This is a genomic window from Halalkalibacter sp. HAAS-P014 (assembly GCF_056619965.1).
This window is the reverse complement of the sequence record NZ_JBWQTV010000003.1, coordinates 188,563-211,911: the sequence shown is the minus strand read 5'-3', so window position 1 is coordinate 211,911 and position 23,349 is coordinate 188,563. Positions and strand designations below refer to the sequence as shown.

The following is a 23,349-nucleotide window of genomic DNA, read 5'->3' as shown; positions in this document are numbered from 1 at the left end:
ACATAGCCCGTTAAGCTACAAGTCAACCTCTTTATATTATTTTCTTTTGATTAACTGAAAACCACCAAGAACAACTGTTGGTATAGCAGCCATTCCTAGTACAAGTAACCACTCATGTCCAGTTAGCGCCACCGTATGGAAAATGGCTTGTAATGGTGGGTAATAGATTACTGCTACCATTAATAGAGTGGAGATCACAACCGCCCCTACTAAATAGCGATTTTCAAAAGGATTTCGATGATAAACAGAATATTCACTTCGACAATCAAATACATGAATAAGTTGCGCCATAACGAGGGTAACAAACGCTACGGTTTGTGCTCTTGTTAAATCATTCGGATCTGCTTGCAGCGTAAGCCAAAATGCTAGTAAGGTAACTACCCCAATCATGAAGCCTCGACTCAAAATTTTCCATGTCAATCCCCTTGCAAATACACCTTCGTTTGGATCTCGAGGTGAGCGTTTCATCACATCTCCTTCGGCTTGGTCCATCCCAAGAGCCATCGCTGGAAGACCATCAGTCACTAGATTAATCCATAGTATTTGAATTGCAACTAAAGGTAGTGGCATCCCAAGCATCATTGCAAAAAGCATAACAAGAATTTCACCAACATTTGAGGCCATCATGTAACGAATAAACTTTCGAATGTTCTCGTATATGTTACGGCCCTCTTTAATTGCTGCTTTAATTGTTGAGAAATTATCATCACTCAATATGAGAGATGATGCTTCTTTGGCAACATCCGTTCCCGTTATCCCCATGGCGATCCCGATATTTGCAGCTTTGATTGCTGGTGCATCATTCACACCATCTCCTGTCATGGCAACAATATGACCTTTAGCCTGAAGGGCTTTTACGATTTTTAACTTATGTTCAGGTGAGACACGTGCATAGACATCTACATCATCAACGACTTCTTCTAATTCTGCTACACTTAGCTTCGAGAGCGTTTGCCCGTCTAATACTTTTCCATCCTTTGATAAAATTCCTAATTGACGAGCAATTGCAGCTGCTGTTACCTTATGATCGCCAGTAATCATGACGGTTTTGATTCCAGCTTGGCCACACTCTATAATTGAATCTTTCACCTCAGGTCTTGGAGGGTCAATCATGCCTTGCAGTCCAATAAATGTCAAACCTTTTTCAGCTTCAAACGATTGTTTGCAGGATTCATTTGCGTTGAGTGGACGATAGGCAATGGCAATCGTCCTAAGTGCACGTCCAGCTAACTGATCGATGATCGATTCTACCTCTTTTTTTCTCTTTGATGTAAGCGCTTCTTCAGTTCCACCGTACGTAATTTTTCGACACTGACCTAAAACAACGTCCGGGGCCCCTTTTGTAATAACATAAGATCTGCCCCTTTTATCTTTTACTATGACAGACATCATCTTTCTTGCTGAGTCAAACGGAAACTCTACTACTCTAGAAAAATGGTTTTCTAAGCCAGCCTTCGTGTAACCTGCTTTCATTGCAGCCACAACAAGTGCACCTTCTGTAGGATCACCATCCATAACGTATTCTGTAACTGGCTTTTTAAGGATTCCTTGTTTAGTAGTTTTTTCTATTAAGTTAGCATTATTACAGAGCCACCCATAGCTTACTAATTGCTGGAGCCTCCGTTCTTTCCTTGGGTCTATCTTCTTTCCATTCTCACGGAAAATTCCAACAGGTTCATAGCCTCCACCTGAAATTTCCCAAAGCTTACCACCACTCCAAGCGTGAGTAACAGTCATTTTATTTTGAGTGAGAGTACCTGTTTTATCCGAACAAATAACAGAGGCACATCCCAATGTTTCAACTGCAGGTAGTTTTCTTACTATTGCTTTTCGTTTAATCATTCTCTGTACGCCCAAAGCTAAGGCAACAGTAACAATGGCAGGCAGCCCTTCCGGAATCGCAGCAACCGCTAAAGAAACCCCTGATAATACCATTGTATAAACATCGTGACCTTGTAATACCCCAATAATGACAACTAAAGCTGTTAACACTAACGCAACAGAAATTAAGACCTTTCCTAATTGCTCAAGCCTACGTTGCAAAGGCGTCATGAGAGTTGTCGTTGATTGAAGTAAGTGAGCAATTTTCCCCATCTCCGTTTTCATTCCCGTACTAACGACTACACCAATTCCACTGCCTTGTGTAACAAGTGTCCCCATAAACGCCATATTAGCTTGATCGCCAATTTCAATATTATGATCGCTTTCCAATGCTTTATGATGCTTCTGAACTGGAACCGATTCTCCAGTCAAAGATGATTCTTCGATGCGCATGCCACTTGTTTGAAGAAGACGTAAATCTGCTCCAATGCGGTCCCCACTTGAAATTTTGACAATGTCTCCTGGGACCACTTGTTGAGAAAAGACTTTTTTCCATTCCCCCTTCCTAAGAACAAGCATTTGTGGAGCCGATAATTCTTTTAACGCATCAAGAGATTTTTCTGCTTTTCTTTCTTGAACAAAACCGAGTATGCCGTTAAGTAAAACAATCACCATTATCGTAATGGCATCAATATACTCACCTAAGATACCTGAGATAAATGTAGCCGCTAATAAAACAAGTACCATGAAGTCTTTAAATTGACCAAGAAAAACAAATAAAGCAGATGGTTTTTTCCCTTCATTAAGCTTATTCGCCCCGAATTTCTTTAACCGTTTTTCTACTTCTTTTTCAGTTAAACCCTCTTCTATATTCGTCCCAACAGATGACGTTACTTCATGTTCTTCTAACTTGTACCAGTTCATCTCGACACACCCCGCACTTTTATTCTCTTTTGATTTTCTCATAAAGGCTTATCCAATCGTTTATACAAGCCATCTTATTCAGTGAAGTGCGAAAACATGCTATACTCATAAGAGCATTCTCCAAAAAGTAACCATAGCTTCTGTAGTGGTTCTGTATTAGAAGGAAAGCTAGAGTGTAAGAAAGGAATGAGTGCCATGTCATTTGATGGATTTATGACAAGGGCGATGACATACGAACTAGAAACGTTGTTAACGTCAGGAAGAATCTCCAAGATTTATCAACCATATAAGACGGAGTTAGTATTTACCATTCGGGCAAATGGAAAAAATCATCAATTATTGTTATCAGCTAACGCTAGCTTTGCAAGAATCCATATTACAAAAGAGAAATATGACAACCCTTCTACTCCCCCTATGTTTTGTATGTTATTACGCAAGCATCTAGAGGGCAGTATAATCGAGAAAATTGAACAACTTGATATGGAACGTGTGATCATCTTCCATATTAAAAATAAAGATGAATTAGGCGATGTGACATACAAACAATTGTACGTAGAAATTATGGGGCGCCATAGTAATATTAGCTTAGTTGATAAGAAAACAGGTCTAATCTTAGATAGTATTAAACACATAAGTCCTTCCCAAAGCAGTTATCGATCAGTGTTGCCGGGACAGCCTTATAAGCTTCCTCCTGAACAACATAAAGCGAACCCGTTTGAATTAGACTTTGAGGGATTACTGAAGCGAGTTGATTTTAATAGTGGACGAATCGATCGACAATTAGTTGAAAAAATTGCTGGTATTTCTCCACTTTTAGCAAAAGAAATTGTCTTTTTATCCGGTACTGTCGTTAACAAAACGACGTTACCTAACGCTTATCTAAAAATCATGAATCAATTACAAAATCATGACTATCAACCTCAAATGGTTACAGTTGATGGAAAAGAGTCCTACTACGTTATTCCACTGGAACATTTATCAGGAGAACGGAAAGATTTTGAATCAGTAAGTGAAATGCTCGATCGTTTCTATTATGGAAAAGCAGAACGAGATCGCGTGAAGCAGCAAGCGCATGATCTAGAACGTTTCCTTCGAACAGAATGGCAAAAAAACAAAAAGAAAATAAAAAAATTAGAACAAACATTAACTCAAGCTGAACGCGCGAAGGAATACCAAAAGCTCGGCGAACTATTAACTGCTAATTTACATATGGTCAAACGTGGAGATCAACAAGTAGAAGTCATTGATTATTATAACGAAGAGGGTGCTACAACGGTCATTAAACTCGATCCACAGAAAACACCTTCAGATAATGCTCAATCGTATTTCAAAAAATACAATAAGGCAAAAAATTCAGTTGCTATTGTAGAAGAACAAATTGAAAAAGCAAAAGAAGAAATTCTTTATTTTGATCAGTTAATTCAACAAATGGAAAGCGCTGCACCAAAAGACATAGAAGAAATACGTGAGGAATTAATAGAAGAAGGCTACATTCGAAAACGTCTTAAGCAGCAAAAGAAAAAGAAAGAAACAAAGCCTCAACTTGAACATTATGTATCAACAAATGGTTTTGAATTTTTTGTTGGCAAAAACAATAAGCAAAATGAATACGTCACAAACAAATTTGCAAGACAAGATGAGATCTGGTTACACACTAAAGATATTCCTGGATCTCACGTTGTCATTAGAAGTACCGAGCCTGACGAACAAACACTACTTGAAGCAGCTACAGTTGCTGCCTATTTCAGCAAGGCGAGACAGTCTAGCTCCGTGCCAGTGGATTACACCAAAATTCGCCATGTGAAAAAGCCCAATGGTGCAAAACCCGGTTTTGTCATCTACGATAATCAAACAACCATTTTTGTTACTCCAGATGAGGACCTTGTCCGTACACTCAGAAAGTAACCTAATTGATTTGCCTATCTATCATTTTTAAAAATTGTGGTCTCAGTTATGAGACCACTTCTTTTTACTTTTTTGCTACTGTAATCGTTGCCAAACCATCTAACACAGGAGTATGAACAACATTTCTTAACTTTAAATCAGTTAATAACGTAGTAAACTCATTGTTAGAGTACCGATGTCTTTTCGTTGAGACATTCGACCATGCAAGTAAAGATTCCTTCTCAAACCCTTTCATGCCGTAAAGCTTAGCATATTCACTCGCCGAGTTAGGATTCATCTCTGTTGATGGATTCAACATCGTAATGACTCCAGAAGGTTTTAGGACACGAAACATTTCACTGAGACCTTTTTTCGGTTCCGGGAGAAGGAACATAACACAGGTTGATAGAGCAACATCGATTTGATTTTTCTCTAATGGTAGGTTGTACGCATCCCCAACAAGGAGCTTGCTACAAGCTGACCCTTCCCCTTCCCCTAACAAGGACCGGCTTTTTTCAATCATTTCTTCTGATAAATCTATACCTACCAATTCACTAGCTTCTTTTTTTCCACGTTCTAGCAATCTCCCTGTTCCACAGCCAATATCCAATATTGCTTTGTTGTTCCAACTACCGGAAAGTTCTTTTATTTGGTCATGAATTTCACCGAGCCATTTTGTTTGCGCCATTTGATCAAAAAACTCAACAAGGTTATCAAAATCAGTACCTGTCATTTTTTTCATTATTCTTCACCCTTTCATACCGTTATGTTACCAAAAGAAAAAGTGTTCTAGAAGGAATAATTTCGCCTTTTAGAACACTCTTACTCTCTATACTTGTTCTTTCATCCACCCTTGTGAAGATGGATCTTTACGCCACTGCACTAATCGACTTTCTTGATCTTCAGTTATTGTACCTTTTTCTTTGGCTACCGTAAGTAACGTAGAGTATGATGTTAGAACATATGTTGGAAGCTCTGCTCTCTTAAGAGCATCATATGCTTTCTCAAATTCATACGTAAAAATCGCCACAATGGCCACAACTTCGGCACCACTTGCACGCAAAGCTTCTGCCGCTTGAATAACACTTCCTCCAGTTGAAATCAAATCTTCAACAAGAACGACTTTCTGCCCCTTCTCAATCTTGCCTTCAATTTGATTTTGTTTTCCATGTCCCTTTGCGCTTCCTCTAACATAGATCATCGGTAATTCTAATTGATCAGCTAATAATGCTGCATGTGGAATTCCTGCCGTTGCCGTTCCTGCGATTACATCAACTTCCATATTTTCAAGAAGCTTTGTAAATCCAGCAATAATATCTTTACGAACATTTGGATAAGACAGTGTCAAACGATTATCACAATAAATAGGTGATTTAATTCCAGATGTCCACGTAAATGGATCATTTGGACGCAGATGAACTGCACCGATATCTAAAAGATGCTTGGCAATTTGTTCCTTCATATTTTAACCCTCCCAGTCTTGTTTCATTGCTTGATAGACGTTGAGTGGATCGTCTGCACTCGTTATACTTCTTCCTACGACAATCCCCCAGCTTCCTAATTCTCTAGCCTCACGGGGTGTAACGACACGCTTTTGATCCCCTACTGCATCATTTTTTCTTCGAATACCCGGACATACAGTATAAAACTCGGAACCACACGCTTCATGAATGAGAGGAACTTCCTTCGCCGAGCAAACGACTCCGTCCACTCCACTGTCTTTTGCCAATAAAGCATATGATCTTACAACTTCATTTAACGGTTGGTTTATTAGTAATTCTCTATGCATAGTTTCTTCATCCGTGCTTGTTAACTGGGTGACTGCAATTAAAGTTGGACGAATCTGCCCAGCTGTTGTTCCTTGCTCCAAACCATCAAGCGCAGCACTCATCATTTTCTTGCCACCGGCAGCATGCACGTTTACAATATCTACATCTAGACTAGCCAATTCACGCATCGTTCTTTGAACAGTGTTTGGAATATCATGTAACTTTAAATCTAAAAAAATCTGATGGCCTGACTCTTTTAATTCATGGATCACTTGTCTGCCCTCACGGTAGAATAGTTCCATTCCGACTTTAACAAATAGTGATTCCTCATGAAAGTGTGCTAGAAGCTTTTTACGTTTTTCTGCATCATCTAAATCTAATGCGACTATGAGTGGATGTTGCATTTTTTAAAGCTCCCTCCTATTAGTTCTTGCACATGACCAACTTCTAATTCATCTAACAATGCCGGAAGTCTTTCAATGATTGTCGGACAAACAAATGGGTCAGTAAAATTAGCTGTTCCAACCGCAACGGCACTAGCACCTGCTAGCATAAATTCGACCACATCTTCTGCACTATAAATGCCACCCATTCCAATGATTGGAATATCAACAACTTGAGCTACTTGATGAATCATTCGGATCGCAACAGGCTTAATAGCAGGACCTGATAAACCACCATAGCCGTTTGCCAAAATTGGCTTTCTACTCTTTAAATCTATACGCATACCTAAGAGTGTATTAATCATCGATAGACCATCAGCCCCAGCTTTCTCAACTGCGCGAGCAATCTCAACAATATCAGCAACATTAGGCGAAAGTTTCACATAAACTGGTACGTCTGATACTTGTTTCACTTCCCTTGTAAGTTCAGCAGCCACTTCAGGAATTGTTCCAAAAGCGATTCCACCTTGCTTTACATTTGGACAAGAAATGTTAAGTTCAATCGCATGTACGTTTTCTGCTTTTGATAGTTTCGCTGTAGTTTCAACATAATCGGCAATCTCTGTTCCAGCTACGTTAGCCACAATCGGGACATCGTATTGTTCTAACCAAGGCAATTCGTTGGATAATACCCCTTCTACACCTGGGTTTTGTAATCCGATTGCATTTAACATTCCAGCTGACGTTTCAGCCACTCTAGGTGTAGGGTTTCCAAATCTCGGCAAATCAGTTGTAGCCTTAATTGCGATTGCTCCAAGTAATTCTAAGTCATAATAATTCGCATATTCTTTACCAAATCCAAAACACCCTGAAGCTGGCATAATTGGGTTTCTCATCGAAAGACCAGGTAATTCTACATTTAATCGACTCATAGTACAACCTCCCCAACCGGAAAGACTGGACCATCTGTACAGACTTTTCGGTAACTCGTCCCGGACTCATCTCCGACAACATGACAAACACAGGCGAAGCATGCTCCGACTCCACATCCCATACGCTCTTCAAGTGAAATGTATAACCGGTTGTCACCGTAACTATTCGATAATGCTTTTAACATTGGAGTAGGGCCACATGAATAAATCGTATCAAATGATAAATTTTGCTCTTTAATAACATCGGTAACAAAACCTTTTGATGCGTATGTTCCATCAACCGTTACAACATACGTGTCACCAAGCTCAGAAAACTCTTTTTCGTAAAAAACATTTTCTTTGCTTTGAAAACCTAATACATGAATGACAGTTACTCCTCGATCTTTTAATTGTTTAGATAAATAATAAAGAGGAGGTACCCCAATTCCACCACCAACAAGGAGAGCCGTTTCTCCAGGTTTTGTAGCTTCAATAGGGAAACCATTTCCAAGTGGACCTAAAACGTCAATTTTTTCTCCTTCGCGCTTGAGAGAGATTCGCTTCGTGCCCTTTCCCTCAGCACGATAGAGCATTGTGACTGTCTCCTTTTCTGTATCAACATCGCAAATACTGATTGGCCTTCTTAGCAAAAGATCCTCATTTGTATCAACCCGTAAATGCAAGAATTGCCCAGGTTCTGTCATTTGTTTTGTAAGATTTCCTTGACATGTTATTTCCATTATATTTGAGGCGATTTCTCGCTGCTTCGTAATTGTTAAAAGCTCTTTCTTTATCATGATCGGTCCCCTCACCTCTTTTTCTGCGAAAGGTGGCGAGCTGTGGAACAATCTCAAATGAGGAAAGATCCCTTTGCTTCGCCACCTTCTATTACTATTGTATTTATTCTAATTTTCTACATTTGCATTTGTGGCATACATTCTGACGAAAACGTAATAGACTCTAGTACTCGAAGTAAAGCTTCTCCTGTATCAATAGATGTTAAGCAAACAACACCATTTTCAACCGATTCACGACGAATCCGGAAACCATCACGAGCTGGTTGTTTTCCTCTTGTTAATGTATTGATGACAAATTGAGCTTGTCCTTCACGAATAACATCTAATAAATTTGGCTTTTCTTCTGCAATCTTGTTAACTACGGTAACAGGAATGTTCGCTTCTTTAATAAAGCTCGCTGTTCCAGCTGTTGCTAAAATATCAAACCCTATTTGGTGAAAACGTTCCACGAGGCTCAATGCTTCTTCCTTATCTTTATCAGCTACCGTAAAGAGAACCGAACCATGAGTTGGGATACTCATTCCTGATGCAATTAAACCCTTATAAAGAGCTTTTTCTAACGTTGTGTCTCGTCCCATTACTTCCCCAGTTGATTTCATCTCCGGCCCAAGTGTAATATCTACCCTCCGAAGTTTCGCAAATGAAAACACAGGAACTTTAACGGAGACCTCTTTTGCTTCAGGTTGATAGCCTGTCTTATAACCAAGCTCTGGGAGAGACTTACCAAGCATTACCTTTGTAGCTAGGTTTGCCATTGGTACTCCTGTAATTTTACTTAAGAACGGTACAGTACGACTTGAACGTGGGTTTACCTCTAATACATAAACCTCGTCTTTATGCCAGACAAATTGGATATTTAATAATCCAACAATATTTAGCCCTCTTGCAATTGCAATTGTTCGATCAATTAATTTCTGTTTGAGATTCTCCGGTACCGTTTGTGGTGGATAGACCGCTATTGAATCCCCAGAGTGAACCCCTGCACGCTCTATATGCTCCATGATCCCGGGGATGAAGACATTTTCACCGTCAGAGATCGCATCTACTTCTAGTTCTTTTCCTGTCAAATATCTATCAACAAGAACAGGGTGTTTCGGATTGACAGATACTGCATTTTTCATGTAATTAAGAAGTTCTTTTTCTTTATAAACAATTTCCATAGCTCGCCCACCGAGAACATATGAAGGACGCACAAGTACAGGATAACCAATCTCATTGGCAATTTTTATCGCGCCTTCAACAGACGTTGCTGTGCGACCAAGTGGTTGTGGAATATCAAGTGACAGAAGAGCTTGTTCAAATTTATCTCGATCCTCAGCACGGTCCATACTCTCAAGTGACGTTCCTATAATCGGAACTCCTCTTGCTTCCAGTTCTTCAGCTAAATTAATCGCTGTCTGACCACCGAACTGAACAATTACCCCTTCAGGCTTTTCTTGTTCATAAACATGCATAACATCTTCAACCGTTAGCGGTTCAAAATAAAGTTTGTCTGACGTGCTAAAATCTGTTGATACCGTTTCAGGGTTATTATTAATAATAATTGCTTCGTATCCTGCTTCTTTAATCGCCCAAACTGTATGAACAGTTGCGTAATCAAATTCAATCCCTTGACCAATTCGGATAGGACCCGATCCTAACACAAGAATACTCTTTTTCTCTGTTTGAATTGCTTCATTCTCATCTTCATATGTACCATAAAAATATGGTGTTTCAGATTGAAATTCAGCAGCGCATGTATCTACCATTTTATATACAGGACGAATATTCTGTTCCATACGAAGGTTATAAATCTCACGTTCTTCCTTTTTCCATAACCTTGCAATCGCAATATCAGAAAAACCTCTCTCCTTAGCCTTTTCTAACAATTCAATATCACCAGATGATTCTGTAAGTTTAGCCTCAAGCGCTATAATTCGTGCTAACTTTTGCATAAAGAAACGATCGATCTTTGTTAACTCACATAAAGATTGAACAGATTGACCTCTTCTTAATAATTCAGCTAAAACAAAGAGGCGCTCATCATCGGTTATATCTAACCGTTTCACTAACACGTCTGTGTCCGTATTTGCAATCTTTGAATCATAAATGTGGTCATAGCCAGCTTCCAATGAGCGAACGGCTTTTAATAGAGATTCTTCTAAATTACGTCCAATCGCCATTACTTCTCCAGTTGCTTTCATTTGTGTACCTAGTGTACGATTAGCAGCATCAAACTTATCAAATGGCCAGCGTGGGATTTTAGAAACAATATAATCAAGTGCAGGTTCAAAACTTGCATATGTTTTACCAGTAATCGGATTCATTAATTCATCTAAACTATACCCTACAGCAATTTTCGCAGCCATCTTTGCAATTGGATAACCAGTTGCCTTTGAAGCAAGAGCTGATGAGCGACTTACACGAGGGTTTACTTCAATAATATAATATTGATCGCTATCGGCATCATGAGCAAACTGAACGTTACATCCACCTTCTATTCCTAATGCACGAATAATCTTCAAAGACGAATTACGTAAGCGTTGGTAATCACGATCTGTTAACGTTTGACTTGGCGCTACAACGATAGAATCACCTGTATGAACACCAACTGGATCAATATTCTCCATATTACAAACAACAATTGCTTGGTCTTTAGCATCACGCATTACTTCATATTCTACTTCTTTAAATCCAGCAATACTTTTTTCTATCAAACATTGAGTAACTGGACTATATTTTAATCCACTAGTTACAATTTCACGTAATTGTTCTTCGTTATGAACAATTCCTCCTCCTGTACCACCAAGTGTGTAAGCAGGTCGAACAATAATTGGGTACCCCACTTTTTCCACAAACTTGTATGCTCCTTCTAATGTATGGACAATATCACTTTCTGGCACAGGTTCATCAAGCTCATTCATTAACGATCTAAATAGGTCTCGATCTTCTGCACGCTTAATTGCATCCAGGTCTGTACCAAGCAATTCAATATTATATGTTTTTAAAATTCCAGATTCATCAAGCTCCATTGCCATATTAAGACCTGTTTGTCCACCGAGTGTTGCAACGATGCCATCAGGACGTTCTTTTCGAATAATACGACTAACAAAGTCCAATGTAATTGGTTCAATATAGACACGATCAGCCATAGTTGTATCCGTCATGATCGTTGCTGGATTGGAATTAATTAAAATAACTTCATATCCTTCTTCTTTTAACGCTTGACATGCCTGCGTTCCGGCATAATCGAATTCCGCTGCTTGTCCAATAACAATTGGACCTGAACCTATCACTAAAATTTTATTTATATCATTACGTCTGCCCATTTTTTATATCTCCCCTCGATTAGACAAGCACAGTTGCTTTCTTTTCTGTTTCCATCATTGTCACGAATTGGTTAAATAACTCATTCGCATCATGTGGTCCTGGTGATGCTTCTGGATGGTACTGTACGCTAAATGCTGCGTGTTCGAGGTGTCTGACACCTTCTACCGTACCGTCATTCACAGCAACATGTGTTAATTCAAGGCTTGTCCCTTCCAAAGAGTCACGATCAACAGTGTAGCTATGATTCTGTGCAGTAATATCGATTTTTCCAGTTGCTATTTCACGGACTGGATGATTGGATCCACGATGCCCAAATCTCAATTTGCTTGTTGTTGCACCACATGCAAGAGAAAGTAGCTGATGTCCAAGGCAAATACCAAAAATCGGCACTTGTCCAAGAATCTCCTTAATCATTTCAATTGCTTCCGGTACATCGAGTGGGTCTCCGGGTCCATTACTTAACATCACTCCATCTGGACGAAGACGTAAAATCTCTTTTGCACTCGTATTATACGGAACAACCTCAACATCACACTGTCTGGCAATTAGCTCTCGTAAAATACCACGCTTCATACCAAAATCAACAAGCACGACTCTCATCCCTCTTCCAGGAGCATGATAAGGCGATTTAGTTGATACACGTTGTACTTGGTCACGGAGGAACGTCGTTTGCTTTAACTCATCTACGACTGCAGAAACGTCAACATCTAGTGAACAGACACGACCACGTAGGGTTCCATGTTCTCTAATTAAACGAGTTAATTTACGAGTATCAATACCTGATAATCCTGGGATGCCTTTCGCACGTAAAAGCGTGTCGAGCGATTCTTCTTGACACCAATGACTTGGCTCCGGTTCATATTCTTTCACAATAAATCCATTGATTGCTGGAGTAACTGATTCAAAATCATCACGGTTGATTCCATAGTTCCCGATAAGGGGATATGTCATTGTTACAATTTGACCACAATAAGATGGATCCGATAAAATCTCTTGGTACCCTGTCATACCAGTATTAAAGACGACTTCCCCACTCATTGTTTTTTCTGCTCCGAAACCTTCACCTACAAAAACATTACCATCTTCTAAAATGAGTTGACGTTTCATACTGTCACCGTTCCTTTCTCAAATACAAGTTTTCCATCAACAAATGTATATTCTGGCCACCCAAAACAAGCCCAACCATCAAATGGCGTATTCATTCCTTTAGAAAGAAATGTTTCTTTATTAATTACACGTTCTTCTTCAAGGTTTATAACTGTAACATCGGCAATTTCTCCCTCTTTCAGGACACCTGATTGTAAGTTAAATGTCTTAGCTGGTTTTACTGTTAACCAATCAACAAGCTGCTTTAGGGTAATTCTTCCTGTTTTCACCAAATGGGTATAGAGCAACGGGAACGCTGTTTCTAACCCTACAATTCCAAATGGTGCTCTTTCCATTCCCACAGCTTTCTCTTCCTCTGTATGTGGCGCATGATCCGTTGCAATAAAATCAATTGTTCCATCTAAAAGCCCTTCCCAAAGAGCTTCTTTATCTTCTTTTGAACGTAAAGGTGGATTCATTTTAAAGTTAGTATCTAACCCTGGAATATCATCTTCACATAATAAGATATGATGAGGTGATACTTCAGCAGTTACATTGATTCCGGCAGCTTTTGCATCTCTAATTACACGAACGGACTCTTTAGTACTAACGTGGCAAACATGATAATGACATCCAGTTGCTTCAGCTAGTAGCACATCACGAGCAATATGCACGGATTCACATACAGATGGAATACCAGGAAGATTATGCTTTTGTGAGAACACCCCTTCATGTACACAGCCACCATGAATTAGAGTATTTTCTTCACAGTGGGCAACAACAGCCATATTCACTGCTGCAGCTTTTTTCATTGCTTGCAGCATCATATCAGCTGATTGGACACCGACTCCATCATCTGTGAAAGCAAACGCACCTGCATTTTTAAGTGCATCAAAATCGGTTAGTTCTTTACCTAATTGCCTTGTTGTGATTGACGCATACGGAAGTACACGTACAAGTCCAGTCGAGTCAATTCGTTTTTGTAACCAGTCCATTTGCTCTTTTGTATCGGGTACAGGTCTAGTATTTGGCATGGCTGCGATTGTTGTAAAACCTCCAGCTGCTGCTGCTTTCGTTCCCGTTTCGATCGTTTCTTTATGCTCTCCACCTGGTTCACGCAAATGTACGTGAACGTCTACGAGTCCTGGTGCAATCAACTTGCCTTCTACGTTTACTACTTTGATTTCATCTTCATTTGGTTCATTAAATTGAATTTTCCCTTCTACCATATAAACGTCTTTCATTTCCAACTTCCCATTCTCAGTTAAGACCAATCCACCTGCAAGTTTAATTGTCATTTTGCGTTCCCCCTTATATTTGTTCGAGCGCACGTTTTATAACCGCTTTTCTAACTGCGACACCGTTTTTCATTTGTTTAAAAATCCTAGAACGTTCACATTCAACAAGTTCATCTGCTAACTCAACTCCTCGGTTTACTGGAGCTGGGTGTAAGATAATGGCATTTGGGTTCATTCTTTTTTCTCTTTCAAGTGTTAACCCATACTCATTATGATAACTTTCTTTTGTCCATTTCATTTTTCCGTCATGGCGCTCATGCTGGATTCTAAGAAGCATGACGACATCGGCATTTGGTAGTTCTTCATCAAGATCGACATATTGATAAGATTGTTCATACCCCGCCATCCATTCTTTTGGACCGGCAATTTTCACCTTTGCTCCAAGCCTTGTTAACATATTAGCATTTGAACGCGCTACTCGACTATGCCGTAAATCACCAGCAATGATCACATTGATACCAGTAAAAGTAGAGAATTCTTGTTGAATCGTTAACAAATCAAGCAGCGATTGTGTTGGGTGATGACCACTTCCATCCCCGGCATTAATAATTGGAATACTTAAACTTTTTCGAATTTGGTTAAAATAGTCATTTTCTGGGTGTCTGATAACAAGAGCATTCGCACCGATCGCTTCAAAAGTTTTCACAGTGTCAAGTAATGATTCACCTTTTTGCACACTTGAGCTCTCCTCTGAGAAAGATAGAACATTTAATCCTAATGTTTTTTCTGCAACTTCAAAGCTGTATCGTGTTCTAGTGCTCGGTTCAAAGAACAGGTTTGCGATAAATAATTCTTTGTTTACTCGCCACTCTTTTCCTTCTGCAAAACCGGCTGCCTCCTTTAATATGTGAACAATTTCGACTGTTGACAGCTCCTCTAGTGTTAGTAATTCTCCCCTAATCGCTTTTTGTTCCATCATTGTCACCATTCAAACCAGCCTCCTCTTAAGTATACCTTTGTTTCACCCATATAAAAAAATAACCCTGTGAGCAGAGTGTCTCCCAGGGTATACGTAAAGAGAGAAGCTATCCTTCTCTTTGCCGAACCCCTTGGAAGTCTCTCTGTACTTCATTAAAAGGGAAATCTATTTAGTTATTATCAGTTTCGAACATTGTTTTCTTTCCATAACTTACTTCTTTTTCAGGTAAAACAAGGTGCAAAATAATCCCAACGATCGTCGCTAATGCCATACCTGCAATCTCAATATTATCTGAGACTTGTATAAACGCTCCTCCGATTCCTATCACTAAAATGACAGAAGAGATAATTAAGTTCCTCTTTAATCCAATGCTAATTTCATTATCAATTAACATACGTAATCCTGATGAAGCAATTACTCCAAACAACAGAATTGATACACCACCCATGACAGCAGTAGGAATTGTTGAAATAAGCGCTGCAAACTTACCCACGAATGAGAAAGCTACAGCAATTACGGCGGCACCCGCTATAACAAACACACTGAATACTCGAGTGATTGCAAGGACTCCGATATTTTCGCCATAAGTTGTATTTGGAGGTCCTCCGACGAACGAAGCAATAATCGTTGCTATTCCATCCCCTAGAATGGACCGGTGTAAACCTGGTTTTTTGATAAAATCCTTTCCAACAACTTTACTTAATACCATTTGGTCTCCAATATGTTCAGCAATTGTAACAACTGCAATCGGAACCATGATGAAGGCGATCTCCCATGAGAATGCTGGAGCATAGGTCACAAACGGAACAAGTACGTCCGGAGCTTGAAACCAACTTGCCTCTCGAACTGGCTGCCAATCGACAAGTCCAAAAAACAAAGCTGCTAAATACCCACCGATGATCCCAAACATAATGGGAACTAGACTGAAGAAACCTTTGAAAAACATCGTCGCTAATACAGTAATTGTTAATGTAATTAAGGCTACGATAAAATGTGTAGTTGAATATTCACCTGTTATAGGTTCATTCATTGCCATATCAATTGCTACGCCTGCTAACCCTAATCCAATTACCATTATGACTGGCCCCACAACAATCGGTGGTAAAAAGCGCATAATTGAGTTAGCTCCGAATGCTTTTATGACTAATGCAATGATTCCATATACAATACCTGCTAAGAAACTCCCGATCATTGCTCCTTCAGGGCCATTTAATGATGATGCCGCAATAATTGGAGCGATAAATGCGAATGAGGAGCCTAAGTAAGCCGGTATTTGACCTCTTGTAACGAGGAGGTACGCTAATGTTCCCAACCCACTTGAAAGTAAAGCAACTGCAGGACTTAAACCCACTAAGTATGGTACAAGGATTGTTGCCCCAAACATGGCAAATAAATGCTGTAAACTTAAAACAATCCATTTATCTAATCTTGGCACTTCTCTGATGCCTATTCCTTTTGTGTCTGATGCCATTTCAAAAAACTCCTCCTATTGTAAACCAAAAACCTCTCTGCTTAGGCAAAGAGGTCCAAATAAGCCCACCGTAAAATGCAACGGAGTAGGATTTTGACCCTCTTGAAAGCCTCACAGGACTAATTTAAAGAGGTAATGTATTTATTTTTGTTCGATTGTTACTTCATCTGTTTTATCAACTTCTCTAAGCTTTGCGACAATTTTTTCACTCTTGGAAGTCGGTACATTTTTCCCTACATAATCAGGGCGAATTGGTAATTCCCGATGCCCCCGATCTATTAGAACAGCTAGTTGTATCTGTTCAGGTCTGCCAATATCAATCAACGCATCAAGGGCAGCTCGCACCGTTCTCCCCGTAAAAAGTACGTCATCAATTAGAATTACTTTGCGATTACTTATTTCAACAGGAATATCGGTTCCTTGAAGAATCGGTTCTTTTGACTCTGATTTCACTGTCAAATCATCACGATAAAGGGTGATGTCAACCTCTCCAACAGGTATCTTAGCACCTTCAATTTGTTCAATACGTTCAGCCAAACGCTTTGCTAGATAAATTCCTCTGGTTTTTATACCAATTAAAATACAATTTTCAATACCTTTATTGTGCTCAATAATTTCATGAGCTATCCGAGTTGTTGCTCGTCTTATAGCTTGCTCATCCAAGATTACTCTTGACACATGCACACCTCCATATTCTCCTAGAAAACGAAAAACCTCTCACATCCTTTAGACATGAGAGGTTAAAGTTCATAAGGGATACAGACGTAAACACACCTGTTTTCCTTATCTCCGTTTCCTTCTCAGCCTCACGGGACTGTAGTTAAAGGACTATTAAGTTCTTAGTTAATTATGAACCATAGTGTTATTGATGTCAACATTATTTTGTCCGTAATAAGTGAAGAAGATTCTCCATATCTTCGGGTATAGGTGCATGGAAAACCATTTCCTCACCAGATTTGGGGTGTTTAAATCCAAGTACTTCTGCATGAAGTGCTTGTCCGTTTATCTCCAGTGTTTTCTTTTTTGGACCATATTTCGGATCTCCAGCTAAAGGGTATCCAATATATTTCATATGCACTCGAATTTGATGAGTTCTTCCTGTTTCTAATTCACATTGCACATACGTATAGTCATCAAACGTATCAAGTACGGTAAAATGGGTTACAGCATCCCTACTGTTTTCTTCAGTTACAGTCATTTTTTGACGGTCCTTTTTATCTCGACCGATCGGCGCATCTACTGTACCATGTTCATGTGGTATAACTCCATGTACAATTGCTTTATAAACCCTTTTTGTTGTCTTAGCTTTTAATTGTTCTACAAGTGACTCATGGGCACGATCATTCTTAGCTACCATTATTAATCCAGAAGTATCTTTATCTATACGGTGTACAATTCCGGGCCTAATCACACCATTAATTCCTGATAAATCTTTAACATGATGCATTAAAGCATTCACTAATGTACCACTATGGTGACCAGGAGCTGGGTGAACAACCATCCCTCTTGGTTTATTTATAACGATAACATCTTCATCTTCATATACGACATCAAGCGGAATATCCTCTGCAGTTATTTCTAATTCCTCAGCTTCAGGAATATCAAGAGTAATGACATCACCCTCTGTAATTTTATAATTGCTTTTCACCTTCGAACCATTCACTTTCACGTGCTCGTCTTTGATCCAAATTTGCACTTGAGTTCGTGACCAATTCTCGTTCTCCATTGTCAAAAATTTATCTATTCGTTCTAATTTGTCATTTCCAATTGTCCATTCATAATGTTCCATTACTTATTCTCCTTCTTTTGTTGACGTTCATCATTGATCATTTTAATAAATAAAAGGCCTACACCAATACAAAGTGCTGCATCAGCTACATTAAAAATGGCAAAATTATAGCCGAAAATATATGTATCAATAAAATCGACAACTTCTCCTCTGAATAAGCGATCGATAAAATTCCCTAGAGCTCCACCAAGAATAAGTGCTAAAGAAACACCGAATAAACGACTATTTTTTGCTTCCTTTTGCATGTAATAAATAATTGCAATTACAACAATTGTTGTAACAATATAAAAGAACCACATCTGTCCTTGAAGAATCCCAAATGCTGCACCTTGATTACGATGAGACGTAAAATAAAGAATATTTTCTAAGATGGTGATTCTCTCTCCAATGGCCATCTCTGTATCAACAATCCATTTAGTAATTTGATCAATTATCAAAACAATAAAAGCTATAAGATAATATTTCAATATTAGTCCTCCGTTCCATAAGTCCACATCTTTCCATACGTTAAGCATTATAGCACAAAAAGAAGGGGATGACCCCCTACTTTCCGTTCAAGTATTGATCGTAATGGACATTACGTTGAAAGACAATATCCTCATCACCTGTATAGCCTTCAATACCTGTTGAAAGAAATCCTTCAATCTCTTCAACATAGCCGATTAGCTCATTATTTTCGTCAAGTGATGAATCCTCATAGATCATTGAGTTTTCATTAAATTGTGCAACAGATTGATAAGCGTCTTCTGCATCAAACTCTGTTTCATGGTCATCCTTATCGAAGTTAAACTTGTGAAAACCATCTAATACATCTTCTTCAGGTGGCCTATCATCCGTAATGCGATTATTGGCCATATTTACTACCGTACGAGCAGCCGGATTGGCTTCTAACCGTTCATATGGTATCTCCTGACCAGTCACTTCACATATACCAAAAGTTCCATTTCCAAACTTTGTTAAAGCATGTTCAATTTCTTCATGTTCTCTTTCCAATTGCTCAAGTAATGCAAAGTCTTTTTCTCTCTCGTATAAATCAGTTGCCGTATCAGCAGGATGGTTATCATATTGAGAAAGCTCACCAGTTGAAAAAGATAGCGTTCTCGATTGTTCTTCTTGAAAATGGTTTTTTATACGTTCTTCTACTTGCAATTTTCTCTCAAGAAGCTGTTGCTTGATCTTTGTATAATTAGCCATATTCATCCTCCCCATCACATAAATTTAAATGCTCATTTATTATTGTGACCAGCTGATGGAGAGATAGCCAACACAACATTTGTCAAAGATAAATAAAAAAGAAAAGGTCTGACTCTTGTTGATGAAAGTCAGACCTTTTAATTCCAATTATTAATTTTTCACATAATAAGTTTTTACTGTTTCTGCACAAGTAGAGCATAAACCTGGATGTTCGTCATCATGACCAATTGTTTCTGAAACAACCCAACAACGCTCACATGTTTCTCCTTTTGCAGCCTCAACAACAATCGCTAATTCCTCAAATTTGATTGCATCACTAGGAGCCTCACTTACTTCTCCAGCCAATGTAACACCCGAGACAATAAATAATTTTTCGAGTTGAGGGATATCCAAAAGTAATTCTTTAACAGCTCCACTCGAGTATAACGTAATAGACGCAGTTAATGACTTACCGATCTTCTTATCATTTCTTGCTTGTTCAAGTGCTTTTAAGACATTATCACGAACAAGCATAAAGTGGTTCCACTTTGTTTTTAATTCGTTAACATCACCAAAATCCTTTGCCTTAGGCATGTCTGTTAGTTGTACACTTTCCTCAGAAACTGTTGGAATATGTTCCCATACTTCATCTGCTGTATGACTTAAGATTGGTGACACAAGTTTAGTTAGAGCAATGAGTATTTCATACATTACGGTTTGAATTGCACGTCGAGCCTCGTGACTCTCATGCTCAATATATAATGTATCTTTAGCTAAGTCCATATAGAATGAACTTAATTCAATCGTACAGAAATTATGAATCGCATGATACACAGCCGAAAATTGATATTGGTCATATGCTTCTGTCACTTTTTCAATAACTTCATTTAACTTTACAAGCATAAAGAGGTCTACGCCTTTTAAATCGTTAACATAATCTTTTGAAGGATCAAAATCATGTAAATTTCCTAATAAAAAGCGAAAAGTGTTACGAATTTTACGATATGATTCTGATACTTGCTTTAAAATCTTATCAGAAACACGGACATCCGCTTGGTAATCTACAGACGCTACCCAAAGACGTAAAATATCCGCACCTAATTGTTTCATAACATCATTTGGAATTACCACATTTCCAATTGATTTACTCATTTTTCGGCCTTCACCGTCTAGAGCAAAACCATGACTTAGCACTCCTTTATAAGGAGCTTTTCCCGTTATAGCTACACTTGTAGAAAGTGATGAGTTAAACCATCCACGATACTGGTCTGAGCCTTCTAGGTAAAGATCAGCAGGACGTTTTAAATCATCTCGTTCTTCCAATACCGCTTGATGAGAAGAGCCTGAATCAAACCAAACATCCATAATATCCATCTCACGAGTGAAAGTTCCATTTGGGCTATGTTCAGATGTGAACCCTTCTGGTAATAGTTGTTTTGTTTCCCATTCAAACCAAACATTCGAACCGTGCTCACGGAACAAATTAGAAATATGTTCAATCGTCTCATCTGTAATAATCGGTTCACCATTCTCACCATAAAACACTGGAATCGGAACGCCCCATGCACGTTGACGAGAAATACACCAATCTCCACGATCACGAACCATATTAAATAAGCGCGTTTCTCCCCATTTTGGCAACCAGTCAACTTCTTCAATTGCTGTTAATAAATCAGCTCGGAAATTCTCAATAGAAGCAAACCATTGAGCTGTTGCGCGGTAAATTACCGGCTTTTTTGTTCTCCAGTCATGAGCATATGAATGAGTAATAAATGTTAACTTAAGCAGTGCACCTACTTCATCTAACTTCTCTGTTATTGGCTTGTTTGCCTCATCATAGAACAGACCTTCAAATCCAGGAGCTTCCTCTGTCATATTCCCTTTATCATCAACCGGACATAATACATCAAGGCCATATTTTTGACCTACAATAAAGTCTTCTTCCCCGTGTCCTGGAGCTGTATGTACACAACCTGTACCAGCATCGAGTGTTACATGATCACCACAAATAACTAAAGATTCCCGTCCGTATATAGGGTGCTCTGCTTTTACATATTCAAGATCGGTACCTTTTACCGTTTTCACAACTTCTGGGCTTTCCCATTCGAATTCCTTTTGAAGAGACTCCAAAAGCCCTGCAGCCACAACATATTTTTGATCGTTAACAGAAACAACATTATAATCAAGTTCGGGATGTACAGCAATTGCTAAGTTTGCCGGGATCGTCCAAGGTGTTGTTGTCCATATTACAAATTTCTCATCACCTGTAAGAACACTCTTACCATCTTTTACGTTAAAAGCAACATAAATAGATGGCGAACGTTTATCTTTGTATTCAATCTCAGCTTCCGCAAGTGCAGATTCTGATGAAGGAGACCAATAGACAGGCTTTTTGCCTTTATAGATATGACCTTTCTTGGCCATTTCACCAAATACTTTTATTTGCTGCGCTTCATACGCCTTATCCAAAGTAATATACGGATTCCACCAATCCCCACGAACCCCTAAACGAATGAACTGTTCTCGCTGACGTTCTATTTGCTTTCTTGCATACTCTTCGCAAAGTTTACGAAACTCAGCTACACTCATTTTTTTGCGATTGACTTTCCCATTTTTCGTTAGGGCTGTTTCAATTGGCAAGCCATGAGTATCCCAGCCAGGAACATATGGTGCATGAAATCCAGCCATTGACTTATAACGAACGATAAAGTCCTTAAGAATCTTGTTCAAGGCATGTCCCATATGAATATCACCATTTGCATACGGGGGACCATCATGCAATACGAATAAAGGACGACCTTGAGTTCGTTCTTGCACTTTTTTATAAATATCCATTTCATTCCATTTTTCTTGTCTTTCTGGCTCTCGATTTGGTAAATTTCCTCGCATAGGGAACTTTGTTTTTGGCATTAATAATGTGTCTTTGTACTCCATTCTTTCTTTCCTCCTATTTACTTGTTAGAAGGTGGAAATAGCTTTGCTCCACAAAAAAACTTCTCATCCCCAAAAAGGGACGAGAAGTTTACCCGTGGTACCACCCTGCTAGAAAGCCTTCACTTTCCACTCGATATTCGTAACGGGAATAACTCGTTGCAGCCTACTGTTTTATTTCAGTGCAAAACTAAAGGGTGATTTTCCAATGTAACCGTGTTTAGGCTTGCACCATCCCTAAATCGCTAGTCACGTTTCCACACTGTACTCGTCCCTATCATCGTCTTTATCAACATTCATTTAATGATTATCATTATATGATAGCCATTTAATAAGTGCAAGGTTATGAAGAAAAAACTTCTAAACGCGCTCTTCAGCTACATCATCCTCTTCTGTTACTTCATCCCAATCATCTGATTGTAGCATCTCTAATTGAGCTTCAATTAACATTTTAAAACGCATCTTATAAACAGAAGCCTGTTTTTTTAATTCTTCCATATCCATCATAACTTTTCTAGACTTTGCAAGTGCATCGTTAATAATTCGATCAGCATTTTTCTCAGCTTCTTTGACAATAAGCTGCGCTTCTTTTTGTGCATTTCTTCTTACTTCTTCAGCTGCTTCTTGAGCAACTAAGATCGACTTATTTAACGTTTCTTCGATATTATTAAAATGATCTAACTTTTCATCTAGATTGGTAACACGTTCGAATAACTCCTTCTTCTCACGTAAAACAGCCTCATAATCCTTAATAACTTGATCTAAAAATTCATTAACTTCATCTTCATCATATCCACGAAACCCTCTTGTAAATTCTTTATTGTGAATGTCTAAAGGGGTTAAAGGCATATAAGCCACCTCCATGTTGTTTGAGTGATCAGCAA

18 protein-coding genes and 1 other annotated feature are annotated in these 23,349 nt (G+C 38.8%); of the genes, 1 reads left to right on the top strand and 17 read right to left on the bottom strand.

Annotated elements, in window-relative coordinates:
* Positions 1-36: 36 nt before the first annotated feature.
* Positions 37-2,745, bottom strand: a complete 2,709-nt coding sequence (locus AC1FXZ_RS03630) for a calcium-translocating P-type ATPase, SERCA-type (RefSeq protein ID WP_480051073.1) — start codon at positions 2,743-2,745, stop codon at positions 37-39.
* Between the two features lie 195 nt (positions 2,746-2,940).
* Between AC1FXZ_RS03630 and AC1FXZ_RS03625 the strand changes: the two genes are divergently transcribed.
* On the top strand, positions 2,941-4,650 hold the full coding sequence (locus tag AC1FXZ_RS03625) for an Rqc2 family fibronectin-binding protein (RefSeq protein ID WP_480051071.1): 1,710 nt from the start codon (positions 2,941-2,943) through the stop codon (positions 4,648-4,650).
* 64 nt (positions 4,651-4,714) lie between these two features.
* Here AC1FXZ_RS03625 and AC1FXZ_RS03620 read toward each other — a convergent pair whose 3' ends face one another.
* The 16 genes from AC1FXZ_RS03620 to AC1FXZ_RS03545 form a co-directional block, all read right to left on the bottom strand.
* Entirely contained in the window at positions 4,715-5,371 is a 657-nt protein-coding gene (locus AC1FXZ_RS03620) for a class I SAM-dependent methyltransferase (RefSeq protein WP_480051069.1), read from the bottom strand.
* Between the two features lie 87 nt (positions 5,372-5,458).
* Positions 5,459-6,091 carry an orotate phosphoribosyltransferase gene (pyrE, locus tag AC1FXZ_RS03615; RefSeq protein ID WP_480051067.1) on the bottom strand — a complete coding sequence of 211 codons (633 nt, stop codon included), beginning with the start codon at positions 6,089-6,091 and terminating at the stop codon, positions 5,459-5,461.
* Positions 6,092-6,094: 3 nt separating this feature from the next.
* Entirely contained in the window at positions 6,095-6,802 is a 708-nt protein-coding gene (pyrF, locus tag AC1FXZ_RS03610; protein WP_480051065.1) for an orotidine-5'-phosphate decarboxylase, read from the bottom strand.
* On the bottom strand, positions 6,784-7,713 hold the full coding sequence (locus AC1FXZ_RS03605; protein WP_480051063.1) for a dihydroorotate dehydrogenase: 930 nt from the start codon (positions 7,711-7,713) through the stop codon (positions 6,784-6,786). The genes pyrF and AC1FXZ_RS03605 overlap by 19 nt, the downstream gene beginning before the upstream one ends.
* Complete coding sequence (locus AC1FXZ_RS03600) at positions 7,710-8,489, bottom strand: dihydroorotate dehydrogenase electron transfer subunit (protein ID WP_480051061.1); 780 nt, start codon at positions 8,487-8,489, stop codon at positions 7,710-7,712. The genes AC1FXZ_RS03605 and AC1FXZ_RS03600 overlap by 4 nt, the downstream gene beginning before the upstream one ends.
* Positions 8,490-8,605: 116 nt before the next feature.
* Positions 8,606-11,797 (bottom strand): carbamoyl-phosphate synthase large subunit, encoded by a 3,192-nt coding sequence (gene carB / locus AC1FXZ_RS03595; protein WP_480051059.1) that lies wholly within the window; start codon positions 11,795-11,797, stop codon positions 8,606-8,608.
* A gap of 19 nt (positions 11,798-11,816) precedes the next feature.
* The gene (locus AC1FXZ_RS03590) at positions 11,817-12,905 is read right to left on the bottom strand and encodes a carbamoyl phosphate synthase small subunit (RefSeq protein ID WP_480051057.1); all 1,089 of its coding nucleotides are present in this window, start codon (positions 12,903-12,905) and stop codon (positions 11,817-11,819) included.
* On the bottom strand, positions 12,902-14,182 hold the full coding sequence (locus AC1FXZ_RS03585; RefSeq protein WP_480051055.1) for a dihydroorotase: 1,281 nt from the start codon (positions 14,180-14,182) through the stop codon (positions 12,902-12,904). The genes AC1FXZ_RS03590 and AC1FXZ_RS03585 overlap by 4 nt, the downstream gene beginning before the upstream one ends.
* A gap of 13 nt (positions 14,183-14,195) precedes the next feature.
* Complete coding sequence (locus tag AC1FXZ_RS03580; RefSeq protein ID WP_480051053.1) at positions 14,196-15,110, bottom strand: aspartate carbamoyltransferase catalytic subunit; 915 nt, start codon at positions 15,108-15,110, stop codon at positions 14,196-14,198.
* 160 nt (positions 15,111-15,270) lie between these two features.
* Positions 15,271-16,572 carry a solute carrier family 23 protein gene (locus tag AC1FXZ_RS03575; RefSeq protein ID WP_480051051.1) on the bottom strand — a complete coding sequence of 434 codons (1,302 nt, stop codon included), beginning with the start codon at positions 16,570-16,572 and terminating at the stop codon, positions 15,271-15,273.
* A gap of 141 nt (positions 16,573-16,713) precedes the next feature.
* Complete coding sequence (gene pyrR, locus AC1FXZ_RS03570) at positions 16,714-17,250, bottom strand: bifunctional pyr operon transcriptional regulator/uracil phosphoribosyltransferase PyrR (protein WP_480051049.1); 537 nt, start codon at positions 17,248-17,250, stop codon at positions 16,714-16,716.
* A gap of 199 nt (positions 17,251-17,449) precedes the next feature.
* Positions 17,450-18,361, bottom strand: a complete 912-nt coding sequence (locus AC1FXZ_RS03565) for an RluA family pseudouridine synthase (protein ID WP_480051047.1) — start codon at positions 18,359-18,361, stop codon at positions 17,450-17,452.
* A complete protein-coding gene (gene lspA, locus AC1FXZ_RS03560) occupies positions 18,361-18,828 on the bottom strand; it encodes a signal peptidase II (protein ID WP_480051045.1) in 468 nt (155 codons plus the stop codon). The genes AC1FXZ_RS03565 and lspA overlap by 1 nt, the downstream gene beginning before the upstream one ends.
* Positions 18,829-18,904: 76 nt before the next feature.
* Positions 18,905-19,555, bottom strand: coding sequence for a TraR/DksA C4-type zinc finger protein (locus tag AC1FXZ_RS03555; RefSeq protein ID WP_480051043.1), 651 nt, complete (start codon positions 19,553-19,555; stop codon positions 18,905-18,907).
* A 150-nt stretch (positions 19,556-19,705) separates the two neighbouring features.
* Complete coding sequence (ileS, locus tag AC1FXZ_RS03550) at positions 19,706-22,468, bottom strand: isoleucine--tRNA ligase (protein ID WP_480051041.1); 2,763 nt, start codon at positions 22,466-22,468, stop codon at positions 19,706-19,708.
* A 72-nt stretch (positions 22,469-22,540) separates the two neighbouring features.
* Positions 22,541-22,755: a binding site (T-box leader), on the bottom strand.
* Between the two features lie 70 nt (positions 22,756-22,825).
* A complete protein-coding gene (locus AC1FXZ_RS03545) occupies positions 22,826-23,314 on the bottom strand; it encodes a DivIVA domain-containing protein (RefSeq protein WP_480051039.1) in 489 nt (162 codons plus the stop codon).
* Positions 23,315-23,349 lie beyond the last annotated feature (35 nt).

Bases quoted from the DNA above. Each gene is read 5' to 3' on its own strand.
- AC1FXZ_RS03565 (WP_480051047.1), bottom strand. From the start codon at position 18,361: ATGGAACATTATGAATGGACAATTGGAAATGACAAATTAGAACGAATA.
- AC1FXZ_RS03575 (WP_480051051.1), bottom strand. From the start codon at position 16,572: ATGGCATCAGACACAAAAGGAATAGGCATCAGAGAAGTGCCAAGATTA.
- AC1FXZ_RS03605 (WP_480051063.1), bottom strand. From the start codon at position 7,713: ATGAGTCGATTAAATGTAGAATTACCTGGTCTTTCGATGAGAAACCCA.
- AC1FXZ_RS03590 (WP_480051057.1), bottom strand. From the start codon at position 12,905: ATGAAACGTCAACTCATTTTAGAAGATGGTAATGTTTTTGTAGGTGAA.
- AC1FXZ_RS03625 (WP_480051071.1), top strand. From the start codon at position 2,941: ATGTCATTTGATGGATTTATGACAAGGGCGATGACATACGAACTAGAA.
- ileS (WP_480051041.1), bottom strand. From the start codon at position 22,468: ATGGAGTACAAAGACACATTATTAATGCCAAAAACAAAGTTCCCTATG.
- pyrE (WP_480051067.1), bottom strand. From the start codon at position 6,091: ATGAAGGAACAAATTGCCAAGCATCTTTTAGATATCGGTGCAGTTCAT.
- AC1FXZ_RS03620 (WP_480051069.1), bottom strand. From the start codon at position 5,371: ATGAAAAAAATGACAGGTACTGATTTTGATAACCTTGTTGAGTTTTTT.
- AC1FXZ_RS03585 (WP_480051055.1), bottom strand. From the start codon at position 14,182: ATGACAATTAAACTTGCAGGTGGATTGGTCTTAACTGAGAATGGGAAG.
- AC1FXZ_RS03580 (WP_480051053.1), bottom strand. From the start codon at position 15,110: ATGGTGACAATGATGGAACAAAAAGCGATTAGGGGAGAATTACTAACA.
- AC1FXZ_RS03545 (WP_480051039.1), bottom strand. From the start codon at position 23,314: ATGCCTTTAACCCCTTTAGACATTCACAATAAAGAATTTACAAGAGGG.
- AC1FXZ_RS03555 (WP_480051043.1), bottom strand. From the start codon at position 19,555: ATGGCTAATTATACAAAGATCAAGCAACAGCTTCTTGAGAGAAAATTG.
- carB (WP_480051059.1), bottom strand. From the start codon at position 11,797: ATGGGCAGACGTAATGATATAAATAAAATTTTAGTGATAGGTTCAGGT.
- AC1FXZ_RS03600 (WP_480051061.1), bottom strand. From the start codon at position 8,489: ATGATAAAGAAAGAGCTTTTAACAATTACGAAGCAGCGAGAAATCGCC.
- AC1FXZ_RS03630 (WP_480051073.1), bottom strand. From the start codon at position 2,745: ATGAACTGGTACAAGTTAGAAGAACATGAAGTAACGTCATCTGTTGGG.
- pyrF (WP_480051065.1), bottom strand. From the start codon at position 6,802: ATGCAACATCCACTCATAGTCGCATTAGATTTAGATGATGCAGAAAAA.